At 50.9% G+C, this 11,966-nt stretch carries 12 protein-coding genes; 3 read left to right on the top strand and 9 right to left on the bottom strand.

Annotation, left to right across the window (positions count from 1 at the left end; genetic code table 11):
* Position 1: 1 nt before the first annotated feature.
* Entirely contained in the window at positions 2-478 is a 477-nt protein-coding gene (locus AB4Z33_RS13900) for a GNAT family N-acetyltransferase (RefSeq protein ID WP_442050475.1), read from the top strand.
* Positions 479-544: 66 nt separating this feature from the next.
* Here AB4Z33_RS13900 and AB4Z33_RS13895 read toward each other — a convergent pair whose 3' ends face one another.
* Positions 545-1,225, bottom strand: coding sequence for an HAD family hydrolase (locus AB4Z33_RS13895; protein ID WP_442050474.1), 681 nt, complete (start codon positions 1,223-1,225; stop codon positions 545-547).
* 78 nt (positions 1,226-1,303) lie between these two features.
* Positions 1,304-1,603, bottom strand: a complete 300-nt coding sequence (locus AB4Z33_RS13890) for a hypothetical protein (RefSeq protein WP_442050473.1) — start codon at positions 1,601-1,603, stop codon at positions 1,304-1,306.
* A gap of 181 nt (positions 1,604-1,784) precedes the next feature.
* On the opposite strand from AB4Z33_RS13890, the gene asd reads away from it, so the two are divergent.
* A complete protein-coding gene (asd, locus tag AB4Z33_RS13885; protein ID WP_442050472.1) occupies positions 1,785-2,582 on the top strand; it encodes an archaetidylserine decarboxylase in 798 nt (265 codons plus the stop codon).
* 97 nt (positions 2,583-2,679) lie between these two features.
* Here asd and AB4Z33_RS13880 read toward each other — a convergent pair whose 3' ends face one another.
* Complete coding sequence (locus AB4Z33_RS13880; RefSeq protein ID WP_442050471.1) at positions 2,680-3,465, bottom strand: helix-turn-helix domain-containing protein; 786 nt, start codon at positions 3,463-3,465, stop codon at positions 2,680-2,682.
* Positions 3,466-3,809: 344 nt separating this feature from the next.
* Between AB4Z33_RS13880 and AB4Z33_RS13875 the strand changes: the two genes are divergently transcribed.
* Positions 3,810-5,105, top strand: a complete 1,296-nt coding sequence (locus tag AB4Z33_RS13875; RefSeq protein ID WP_337099629.1) for an aminotransferase class I/II-fold pyridoxal phosphate-dependent enzyme — start codon at positions 3,810-3,812, stop codon at positions 5,103-5,105.
* A 405-nt stretch (positions 5,106-5,510) separates the two neighbouring features.
* Here AB4Z33_RS13875 and AB4Z33_RS13870 read toward each other — a convergent pair whose 3' ends face one another.
* The 6 genes from AB4Z33_RS13870 to AB4Z33_RS13845 all read right to left on the bottom strand — a co-directional run bounded on the left by AB4Z33_RS13870 (position 5,511) and on the right by AB4Z33_RS13845 (position 11,843).
* Complete coding sequence (locus AB4Z33_RS13870) at positions 5,511-6,767, bottom strand: ABC transporter permease (RefSeq protein WP_442050470.1); 1,257 nt, start codon at positions 6,765-6,767, stop codon at positions 5,511-5,513.
* Positions 6,764-7,513: an ABC transporter ATP-binding protein gene (locus AB4Z33_RS13865; RefSeq protein ID WP_442050524.1), complete on the bottom strand. Its 750-nt coding sequence runs from the start codon at positions 7,511-7,513 to the stop codon at positions 6,764-6,766. Before AB4Z33_RS13865 ends, AB4Z33_RS13870 begins: the two co-directional genes overlap by 4 nt.
* Before the next feature lie 140 nt (positions 7,514-7,653).
* Positions 7,654-8,913, bottom strand: a complete 1,260-nt coding sequence (locus tag AB4Z33_RS13860) for an S-layer homology domain-containing protein (protein ID WP_442050469.1) — start codon at positions 8,911-8,913, stop codon at positions 7,654-7,656.
* Positions 8,914-9,013: 100 nt separating this feature from the next.
* The gene (locus AB4Z33_RS13855) at positions 9,014-10,441 is read right to left on the bottom strand and encodes a DEAD/DEAH box helicase (protein WP_442050468.1); all 1,428 of its coding nucleotides are present in this window, start codon (positions 10,439-10,441) and stop codon (positions 9,014-9,016) included.
* Positions 10,442-10,471: 30 nt separating this feature from the next.
* Complete coding sequence (locus tag AB4Z33_RS13850) at positions 10,472-11,245, bottom strand: SDR family NAD(P)-dependent oxidoreductase (protein WP_442050467.1); 774 nt, start codon at positions 11,243-11,245, stop codon at positions 10,472-10,474.
* 136 nt (positions 11,246-11,381) lie between these two features.
* Positions 11,382-11,843, bottom strand: a complete 462-nt coding sequence (locus tag AB4Z33_RS13845) for a chemotaxis protein CheX (RefSeq protein ID WP_442050466.1) — start codon at positions 11,841-11,843, stop codon at positions 11,382-11,384.
* Between the last annotated feature and the right edge of the window lie 123 nt (positions 11,844-11,966).

The following is an 11,966-nucleotide window of genomic DNA, read 5'->3' as shown; positions in this document are numbered from 1 at the left end:
GATGGAAGTGGAGCTGCTTGCGCCGGATAGATGGCGTACCGAGAAGAAGAGACTGATCGGCTTCGCCCTTCGCTTCGGCGATAAGCGGCTAGCTATCGCGACGATGCATGCGCTGCGCAAGCTGGATGATTCAACGCTTGAATCAGATGCTAGCGGTGTGTATACAGCAGTCATTGCCGTCGCTGTCCACGGCAGCCGCATCGTCGGCTTCGGCTTCGCTGCCGATGGCGGCGAAGGGGGCAGTCTCGTCGTCGTGCATCCGGATGCTCGAGGACTGGGCATTGGCGGCAAAATCGTGGAAGCGATGATAGGACGTCTCGGTTCTATGACTTGCAATGTCGCTGTCGACAATACCGCAAGCATGGCGATCTGCTTCAAGCTCGGTATGAAGGCTGTCTCTATGCATCGCGGCCCCACGGGCAAGCCTACGCTGCGCTTCGAGAAAACAGCAGAGTTGGGAGCTCCGGTCAAGGTGTGAATATTTGAACAAAACGGCCGTCCAGTCTGCGTCGATGCGCAGCCTAGGCGGCCGTTAATGATATCTTTAATACCGTTCAATCCATTCTCGCAATTCACGAAAATCCGAAATAAGAATATCCGCGCCTTCGAGCTCGTTGCGCTTGCCATAGCTCGCATAGGCGCAGCCGATTGTTGACAAGCCGTTGCCCTTCCCTGCTTCCACATCGGAGGAGCGATCTCCCACCATCCATGCCGACCGGACGCCATGATCGCTCAGCAGTCTGGCAACTAGGTCCACCTTGCTGGCTGTCCCGTATTCGCCTGCGCTGTACAAGCCTTCGAATAAAGGGGCAATTCCCTTATACTCCGCTACACCCTTCACATAAGCCTCCAGCCCGTTGCTTGCGACGAACAGCTTGACATCCCGCTCCTTCAACCAAACAAGTGTCTGCTCCACATAAGGATATAACTCGCCCTCGCCCGCTTCGAGCCCTTCCAGCTCGTACTGGAGCATCAGTTCATCTGCTCGCCTTCTGGCCGCTTCAGAGCTATCAGGCATGATCTGACGCCATATATCTTCCAGCAACATGCCGAGACAGCTAAGCAGCTTGTCTACGGGCGGCGTCTCCTTCATATACAGCTTCTCTTCGCGAAGCGTCTCGAACAGCCGTTTATGCACTTGTACGAGCAGCGTTTCCGTTTCGAATAACGTTCCATCCATATCAAATATAACCGCTTCCGGCTTTGTAAGCTGTTTCTCGTTCATTATATAGGTTCGCCTCCAGTAGTCCAGTTCCATTGCTGCCCTTATCATACTGGAGCGGCCAATACCATCGCAACCCGCTTACGGAGTTTTCGGCGTTTTCAACGCTAAGACGCTTGCAAGCTTCCATAGCGTATACGGTCCAATATAAGCTCCGCTTACTAGAAAAACAGGATTAATAAGCACCCGATGAACCTCCGTCATAAAGACGGTGTCCCTCGTTATCGTAGTCGCCACTGCCGTTGAGGCGATGACGAAAAAAAGGAAGAATGCAATAACCGCCAGTCCATCGCACAGCCGCCGCAAGCCGGCGTTTCTTCCGCTGATCCAGCCTAGCAGAAGCGCCCCAGCCGCGAGTCCGACTCCGCTCATTACCATCATCTATGATCACCTCTTACTGACCAGCATCGTCGATATTTTTCAGAAATAAACGCTTACGCAAATAATGAACCTGTGTATTGTAAATTGGATTCGGATATGTCACACTGTTTGGGGGCAAGCGCTTAAGAAACGGATCCAAAGCCCTGCATGAAAGGAAAGGAAAGGACGTGACGGTAAGAGCATGATGATATGGCTGCTTCGTTCCATGACTGAGTTAAGCTCGCGCAAATGGATTTCCCGGATGACCGGAGGATTCGCCCAGTCAGCCGCCAGCCGCCATCTAATTGCAAGGTTTGCAGCTATGTATGGCATAAAGGTGGAGGAGGCCGAAAAGCCCCTCTCTGAATATAGAACGTTAAATGAATTTTTCACCCGCCGGCTTAAGCACGGCATGAGACAGATCGATGGCGGCGAAGACCAGGTGGCCAGTCCCGTAGATGCGCTGATCACCGGAGCCGGCCGCATTCAGGACGGGACGATCATGAACGTCAAGGGACAGGACTACACCGTAGAAGAATTGCTTAATCGTTCTCCGCGCGCCTCTTCCTATCTGGGCGGCTATTACATGGTCTTATATTTAAGCCCTACCGATTATCATCGCATCCATGTACCGGTAAGCGGAACGGTCGTAGAGCGGGAGCACATAGCCGGCAAGGTGTATCCGGTCAACGACTTCGGATTGCGCCATATGCGAAGAGTGTTAAGCCGCAACGAAAGGCTTATTACCTACATACGGAACGAGTTCTGGGAAACGGCGGTCGTCAAGGTCGGCGCTATGAACGTCAGCAGCATTAAGTACGTTGAGCCGCTTCAAGACGAGGTTACTAAAGGTGACGAGCTCGCCTACTTTTCCTTCGGCTCTACCGTCGTCCTGCTGATGGAAGATGACAGCTTCGCTCCGCGCGAGGATATCGAGGTCGGACTGAAAGTGAAGATGGGCGAACGTCTTGGGCGTATATTGCCGAAGCAACCACTATAACCGAGAGTAGAAACAATAAAAAGACTTCTTATGATGACAGCCTAGGCGGCATCGTAAGAAGTCTTCGTTATTGTAAGATTCAATATGGAATTAAGGCTCAACGTATTTCCGATGGACTTCTGCCCGTATATTGCTTGAATTGGCGGCTGAAGAAAAATATATCTCGATAGCCAAGCGCATCGGCTACTTCGGTGACGTTCATGCCCGCATGCATAAGCAAATGCTGCGCACGTTCGATCCGGGTACGAATCATATACGTCTGAACAGACATCCCGATCATTTCCTTGAATTTCATCGAAAAATACCGCGGCGAAAGCTGCGCCCGCATCGCCAGATCTTCTACGCGATGCGCGATGCTCGGATTTTGGCGAACGTAATTGGCGATCTCGTGGATAGCTTCCGTCAGTTGATTGCTCGCTTTCTTCTCCACCGGCGCCGCATTGTCCTCGCGCAGCAAATGAATGATGAGCTGCTTAAGCACAAGCTTCGCTTCTTCTTCCGCCGCATACGTTTGTACTAAAAATAAACGAACGTAACGCGATAACATATATTCGAAATCCACTGTATCCGTAAGCACACGATGACGCTCTGGCACTGAATCGACAGCTTCATCCACTTTAAAATGAATATATGTCAATACAAGAGGTTTCTGGGGATTATGAGTCGCGCTCGTGTGATCACCGGGCCGGAACAAGAAGCAGCTTCCCTTGCTTACTTCATAGATCGAACCGTTAATTTCTACTTCCCCTTCGCCGCTCCATACATAGAATAGATCGTAATTAGGTATCGGCTTCTYGCGTCTTGCCCAGCGCCATCCAGGCTCGCAGACGATCTTGGCAAAGGCAGGCTGCAAAACTAAAGAATCAGGCGATACGTGCAGCATATAAAAATCCTCCCCCGCCAGCGAAACAAACCGCTTTCCTTCCCATCTCGAAGCAGCATTTGTCGCGCGGGCCCATAATAGGCAGCTAACGCTTACAGAGCAGCAACCGTTGTTGCTCGTCCAAACATATGTCGTCATCATACAACAGCGATAAAGTTTTGTGCAAGCCGTACAACAATGTGACTAGATTTCGCAAAAAATTTGCTATGAGAATGGTTTGCACCTTAGAAAAAATGTTATAATAGCACCCGACAAGAAGATTAGGCCTGTAACGCGTCACAGACCGGCAGTTCTAGCCAATAATAACTTATACGAATCATCTCGGAAGGATGGAATGAAGTCTAATGAACCCACTTGCACAGCAGTTAAATGAGACGTTGCAAACGGAAAATCCGAACGTCTACGCCATGTTATCGGCTTTAGGCAAAGCGATTTATTTTCCGAAGGAGGGCATCCTCAGCCAATCCGCTGAAGCAAAGACGAAGGCGAAGAAGTTCAACGCTACGATCGGAATTGCAACAGAGGGCGGTGTGCCTATGCATCTCAAAGTGATTCAAGAGACGCTGACCGCTTATAATCCGAAGGATCTTTACGAATATGCACCTCCTGGCGGCAAGCCGGAGCTTCGCTCTGCTTGGCGCACGAAGATGATTAAAGATAATCCGTCTCTTGAAGCCAAGGGCTTCGGGACGCCTGTTGTAACGAATGCATTGACGCACGGCCTTAGCATTGTTGCCGACCTGTTCGCCGATGCTGGAGATGCCGTAGTCATTCCAAATAAAAACTGGGAAAACTATGAGCTCACCTTCGGCGTACGCCGTGGCGCTGAGATCGTCGAGTATCCTTTATACAACAATGAAATGAAATTCAACAGCCAAGGTCTTCGCGAAGCGTTGCTCGCTCAGAAGGACAAAGGCAAAGCAATCGTCGTGCTTAACTTCCCGAACAACCCAACAGGCTACACGCCAGGTCCTCAGGAAGGCGACGAGATCGTAGCTGCGATTCGCGATGCTGCGGAAGCTGGCATCAATGTTGTGGCTGTTACCGATGATGCTTATTTCGGACTGTTCTTCGAGGATTCCTTGCACGAGTCGCTTTTCTCCAAGCTTGCGGAACTGCACCCGCGCGTGCTTGCGATCAAGGTTGACGGCGCTACGAAAGAAGAGTATGTGTGGGGCTTCCGCGTAGGGTTCATTACCTACGCATCTTCATCGGCTGCTGCGCTCGCAGCGCTTGAGCAGAAGACGGTCGGCATTATTCGCGCTACGATTTCGAGCGGACCGCATCCGTCGCAGACTTTCGTGCTTCGCGCTCTGCAATCGCCGGAGTTCGAGCAGCAGCGGGCCGAGAAATACGATATTATGAAAGGCCGCGCCAATACCGTGAAGACCCTGCTCGACAGCGGCCGTTACGGCGATGTGCTGAGCTACTATCCGTTCAACTCCGGTTACTTCATGTGCCTCAAGCTGAGCGGTGTTACAGCTGAAGCTGTTCGCAACCGCCTGCTGGACGAATACGGCATCGGAACAATCGCGCTTGGCGAGACCGATCTGCGAGTCGCGTTCTCTTGTATCGAGGAAGAAAACTTGGAAGAACTGTATGACACGATCTTCAAAGCGGTTCAAGAGCTGCTAGCGTAAGAAACAGGGAAGACACAAAAAATGGTTTCATTAAAAAGGACCTCCGCCTTCACTTTACAGTGAAATGCTGAGGTCCTTTGTGTATAATCGGGATGCTCCTAACGTACGGCACTTTCAGGACTGGCCACTCTGGCACAAAGCCTGAGCACAACCCGACCTCTCCTACTGAAATGACGTTTTGCCTGTATTTCATACAGTCTACTCGGCCCCAATCGCCTGTTAAGCGACTTTTGAGTGGAAAACATACAGTCAAAACCGACATTTTAGCCCTCAGCAGGGTTCCTCCGGCCATTTGACTGCAGGCAATCCAATCAAACGACTTATATACAGTCATTTAACACGTTAGCTTATATAAAATCCATTCAGCACCAAATCGAATGTTACGCACCGATTACGCTTTATCACTTAATCGTCATCTTCCTCTTTGCGCAGCTTCTTCTTAATACGGCTTGGCCTTATGGCGATATAAGCTAGCATAGCTGCTGCTGTAGCAGCTACAGGCGCGTAATAGCCTTGAATGAGCAATGGCAAGGCAAGAGGAAATGCCAGCAATACAGCGATGACGGTTAGAGCCATACGATCTACCTTCGTATATTGCCCAATGCGCTGGCTATCCGGCAGCGGGTACACATGCTTCCACACGGAATGACGATGAACCTGTCTAAGCCCTCCCAGTTGAACGGACAACACAAGCATGAACAAGGCATAAACAAGCGGCGCTCCCCATCCGGACAACGAAGCATCCTCGGCAATCCAATACGTTACGAGTCCTCCGAGCAGCAGCAGTCGGATCAGAATGCCTCCCATTTCGGTTCGAAGCAGAGCGGCCAAATACAAATAAACAAATGTATGTCGTTTGGAATACGGAACTAGCCGAAGCGCCCAAGCGATGTATGAACGCCTAGCGATTGGTGACGGCAGCGTCGGAACGTCGATGAACATGCCAAAAAACGTATAATAACGCTTATGAGTTGTCCTCTCTTCCTCGATCATACGCTCCCAAGGAAAGCGGTGACTGCTAGGCAGCCGGTATGCGAAAGTGAAAAGCGCAACGACGAACAGCGTGAAGACGGCTGACTGCCAAGGAACGTATGTCAGCCACACATACAGAACGATTGCCGTGGCAATCCAGCGCGCTATGCGAAGCAAACGCCGCATGCCCGGCCAAGCGAGCTTACGTTCCTTCCAGCCTCCCCACAGATTAGCCGCGCGCAGTAACGCCGCCCCGCCTACAATGACCAGCCAGTGAGCCGGCGCAGCCCCTTGCCTATAGATCGGCACATACAATAGAAGCATGACGGCACTGAATAACACCGTCATGATCGTCGAACGGCGGTATGACGCCTTCAGGTAACTTCCCATCTCCCCTTCACGAGGCATAAGGAATACCGTATCTGCAGGCGCAAGCCATGTACGAAGCGGTGTCCAGCTAATTGCCAGCGTAAGCACAATCACTCCAACAGCCGTAATCGGAAAGTGCGGCGGCAAGTCCCTAATAAGCTTAAAATAACCTAATATGCCGGATATAACAAAGAGCGACAGGAAGGCGGGAAATCCACTCATCGACATATAGCGCCAATATGGCATCGTTTCCTTGCGGAAAGCTTGTGAGCGCTTCTTCCATAACGACTCTAATGAGCTGCCTCTGCCTTCTGCACTCATGAATGGCCTCCGGTAACGAGCTTGTAGAACGCTTCTTCAAGCGTTCCGTTCCGCATATCAATGCCCGCTGTGCGCCTTACATCCTCCATAGTCCCTTGTGCAGCGATATGTCCTTGATGCATAACGATGAACCGGTCGCAATACGTCTCCACCGTGGACAAAATATGCGAGCTCATCAGAATAGCCGCTCCGTTCCGCTTCACTTCCACCAATCGTTCCAACAGTGAGCGAATCGCGAGCGGATCAAGACCCAGGAAAGGCTCGTCTATAATGTATAGCGGCGGCTGAGCCAATAGAGCGTTCATAATCATGACCTTCTGGCGCATCCCTTTGGATAAATGGCTTGCGAACGCTTTGCGCTTAGGAAGCATTTGGAACTGATCGAGCAGCGCTTCTTGCCTCGCAGCAAAGTCCTTCTCCTTTACATCGTAGGCCATGCCCGTCATATGAAGATGCTCCTCAACCGTCAGCTCAGGAAACAATTCAGGCGCTTCCGGCACATATGCGAAGGCCGATCGATATACTTCCGGCTGCTCCGCCAGCGTCGTGCCCGCAACCTTCACTTCTCCCTGGTGCGGCTTCATAAGCCCAAGAATATGCTTGATCGTCGTGCTCTTGCCTGCTCCGTTAAGCCCGATCAGACCGACCATTTCACCTGCTTTTACTTCAAAATCAAGACCGTGCAGCACCGGCCTCCGCGGACTATATCCGCCAATCAGCTGCTTCACCTGCAATATCGTGTCCACTCTCTTCACCTTCACTATTACATATTGGCATCATGACTATCTTCTATATCAGCATACCGAATTATGGACGCAATATCAAAAAAAGCCGTCCCCTTTACCCGCGTATGCGGGAGAGGGACGGCTTTCATCTATAAATGGTTCTATTTAATTTCAATCGTTTCTACGATAGCGTTCTTGCCCGTAACTTTTACCGATTGTCCTTGTTTAAGCAGCGAAGCATTGCCTACAATCTTAACGTTAGGGGAAACCGCGTAGATCAGAACGTTAGTCTCGGAATCTTCCTCTTGCGTTACCGTAATCGCGGACAGCTTGGCCGACGAATCGAACGTTAGCGATTGTACTTTGCCAGTCTCCGAGAAGCTAACCACTTCCGGCTCTTCTTCCGTTACTTCGATGAACACTACTTTGCTTTGGTACGTGCGAACGAGTACTTCGTCGCCTGCGCGAAGCGCGCTTACGGCAGCTTTCTTGTCATCGCGGAAAATAAAGACGTTAGGATCAAGCGTAAGTACAACTTCGGTTTTATCAGCCTTCACGACTGTAATTTTGCCGCCGCTTGCAGCAGCCTTCAATGTGCCTGTAATCGCCGTAGCGTCTTGATCCGGCATTTCCTCGTCCGTGCGGTCAAGGAGCACCGCAATCTCGGCGCGGGTAATCGGTTGGTTCGGACGGAATGTCTTGTTGCCATTACGGTCTTCATAGCCTGTAATAATTTTTTTCTCAAGAGCCAACGCTACGTAACCGACAGAAGCGGCTGGAATTTGATTCGCGTCCTTGAAATCAAGCTTCGTATTGTTAAGAGCTTTCGCTTCGTCTTCCAGTTTAAGCGCTTTAATAAGCAGGATCGTCGACCATAATCTTGTCGCTTGCTGCTCCGGTTTCACCTCTGTCTCGTTTTCAAAGAACAGATCGTTTTCTAGAGCGACCGAAACGTATCCTACCGCCCATGGATATTTTTTCTTGATTTTATCCGCGTCTTTGAATTGAAGCTCCGTGCTCATCTCTTCCGCCGATTCGGCTTGATCTCTTAATCCCATCAAGCGAACCGCAGCGCTGATCGCCTCGATGCGAGTAATTTTGTTCGATGGCTTGAATGTACCATCATCGTAACCTGTGAAAATACCTTTGGACGCCAGACGCATAATATATTCGGTTGCCCATTTCAAGTCGTCTTCGTCTTTGAATTTCCAAACTACTTTATATTTATCGTCGTCCTTATCGTCATTCTTATCATTATGCCGGCTGTCTTCGTTCTGACTGTTTCGGTCATCATCACGACCTCCGCCGTTTCCTCTGCCATTGTCGGCAAAAGCTGCTGTCGCACCGCCTGTAAGCATCATTAGTGCCAGTGAGGTAATTGCTGTCTTCTTCCACATACTTTGTTTAGTCAAGAAAGCCACTCTCCCTATGATCGATTACGGATTTTTCCGCTTTTTACCTTCGCCCATAACGTTCGGGGGAGGGTGTCCGATTTAGGAGGGTGGCTTGCAAATAAAAAAATTATTTGTCGTTTTTGCCGGCTTCGCGCTTCTCTTTTAACCATTTCGGAGCGCCTTTGTTTTTCCCATCACGCTTGCGTTCTTCCTTCGCTTTCGCCTTCACAATCGGCTTAGGGGCCGCTTTGGCTGCAGGCTTCACTGCGCTGGACACCTGCCCGCTGCCGATAGCCGGCGGCTTCGGGGATTGCGGCTTGCGCGGCTTCTCGACTGCTTCTGCTGTGCGAACAGGCTTATCTTCAGACACCGCTTTCCGGTTAGCCGAGGCGAACGGCTTCGTCGCTTCGCGAAGCTGCTCATTCGTGAGCAGCTTGCCTCTGAACATGACACGCTCTTCTAATGTGATGCCTAGCTGCTTGCGGAATTTCTCCATTATGAACAGCTCCTGCGGCGTCACTATCGTTACGACGGTACCGGGGCGGCCCATACGTCCCGTCCTGCCTGCACGGTGAACGTAATGATCGGCGTCAATCGCCGGATCGAGCTGAATGACGAGCGGCAGACCCTCGATGTCGAGACCGCGCGCCGCGACATCAGTAGCAAGCAGAATTTGGCAGCGTCCCTCGCGGAAACGCGCCAGCGTTGCCGCGCGTCGCTGCTTATCGGCGTCGCCGTAGATTGCTTCAACCGTGAAGCCCTCATAAGCAAGCTTCGCTTCCCAATTCGAAATATTGTCCGTATCGTTCAAGAACAACAGCGCGGAGGACGGATTCAACAAACGAACGAGGCGGCGTGCCGTATCCGTCTTGTCCCTTTTGTCGCTAAGCATGTAGTAGTTCTCAATCGTCTCCGACACCCTATGCTCCGGCGTAATCTGAATGCGGGCTGGATCCTTCATCCAACGGCCTTCGAATCTAGCCATCACATCGGGATACGTCGCAGAGAAGAACGTAATCTGACGCTCCTTGCCTGTCGCATGCAGAATCGCCTCGACCTCCGAGGTTGAACCGAGATGGAACACCTGGTCTGCTTCGTCAACAACGACGTACCTGACGTCATGCAGCTTCAGCTTGCGCAGCTTCAGCAGCTCATGAATACGTCCCGGCGTACCGATAACAAGCTGCGGATGCAGCTTCAGCTTCTCGACCTGCCGCTTCAGCGCCGCGCCTCCAATCAATTGCTGCACACGAAGGCCTAGCGGCTCCGCGTACGACTCGGCTACTCTTACGATTTGCATGGCGAGCTCCTGCGTCGGCGATAGAATGATCGCTTGAATCGCATTCGAGCCTGCGTTCAGCCCTTGCAGCAGCGGAAGCAAATAAGCAAGCGTCTTGCCCGTTCCCGTCTGCGATCTTGCCGAGACGTCGCGTCCTGCAAGCAGGAGCGGAATAGTCTCCGCTTGAATGCCCGTCGGCTCCGTAATGCCATTCTCCTCCAGCTTAAGACTCAGCGTCTCGTTAATGCCTAGTTCAATCCAATTTTGCTTGCTCATACGCTTCGTTATTCCTCTCTCGTGCTAACCTTATTTTCGATTGAAAAGTCCGCCTACAAGCCTGTCCGCAAGCCGCGGAAACAGACCGTAGAACCATATGCCGACCGATGCTGCCCTAGGAAGGTCCAGCTCCTCCTTGCCGCGCTCCATGACGCGAACGATCATTTTTGCTACATAAGCCGGCTTCATCATGAACCAACCGACATTTTTCACATAGCTGCCCGTCGGATCGGCCACTGCGAAGAACTCCGTATCGATCGGCCCTGGATTGACCGATGATACTTTAATGCCCTGCGGCTTAAGCTCCATCCGAAGCGAATTGGTGAATCCAAGCACTGCATGCTTCGTAGCCGAATAACCGGTCGACTTCGACGAACCGATCTTGCCCGCCATCGAGGCGACATTCACGATATGACCGCTGCCCTGCTTAAGCATGTGCGGAAGCACCGCTTTCGTACATCTCACGATGCCCATATAGTTTGTATCCATCATTTCCGCGAAGCTTTCCACCGATGCGTCGGTAAATAATTCGAACTTCCCGAAGCCCGCATTGTTAAGCAAAATGTCGATCCTGCCATATTTGCGTATGGCTTCATCTGCTGCTTGCTGCACAGACGCCTCGTCGGTCACATCCATGCGAAGGATCGAATGCGTCCCATGGATCGTCTTCGATAATTGTTCCAACTTGGCATAATTACGTCCCGTCAGCACCGGTATCGCGCCGCGCTCTGCAATCAGAGCCGCGGTCAATGCGCCGATGCCGCTCGACGCTCCCGTTATGAATACGATCTTTCCGCGTATCATCCAATATCACCCATTCTTAAACGCTAACGGCCTGACTGCATTAGCGGCATTAACTAACTGATCTATTCTTCTATTCCAAGTTTACTTGATCGGTATCCAAGACGCAAAAAAAGCTCCCGAAGGAGCCATTTCTGTGCTAAGATGCGATTAAAACTTGAATGTCCAGTTCTCCGATCCCTTCCATAATGAGAGGAATCGTCAGCGCTTGTTTTGCGGAAAATCCGGCCGAATTGGCCGATTGAATAACTTTCGGCGGTGTAATGTCCACTCTCACACCTTGGTTAAACAGCATCGTACTGGCATTTCCGCTAATCATGTTGCCAAGCTCAGAAATAGCACTCCGAACGATCTCATCAATCTCGGAGATTACGAATCCGCCCATCATGGCGGAGACGATCTTAAGCGCGACCTGTTCACTAAGTCCGAATACAATGTCACCGTTCATTTGTCCGTTGAGACCAATCTGAATCCAAATGTGATTCTCAACAAACTTAATATCCTTGAGGCCAAGCTGACCAGTAGCAGGACGAATCTGGATAACCTGCTCGATCACGATTTTTGCAGATTCAAGAAACGGGTTTATATATTCTGCCTTCATAGAAAGGTTACGCTCCTTCTCGACAAAATTCGCGGTTTGTCTTATTTAATTACCATTATACTTAAAAAACTAGGACAAGTATACTATAAACAAAGCAGTTGCGTCTTTAGTCCTATAAATTAC

It is taken from the genome of Paenibacillus sp. 2TAB19 (genome assembly GCF_052115185.1).
In the GTDB taxonomy this organism is placed as follows: Bacteria; Bacillota; Bacilli; order Paenibacillales; family Paenibacillaceae; genus Pristimantibacillus.
The sequence above is the reverse complement of the archived record's forward strand: the minus strand, read 5'-3'. Positions and strand labels throughout refer to the sequence as shown.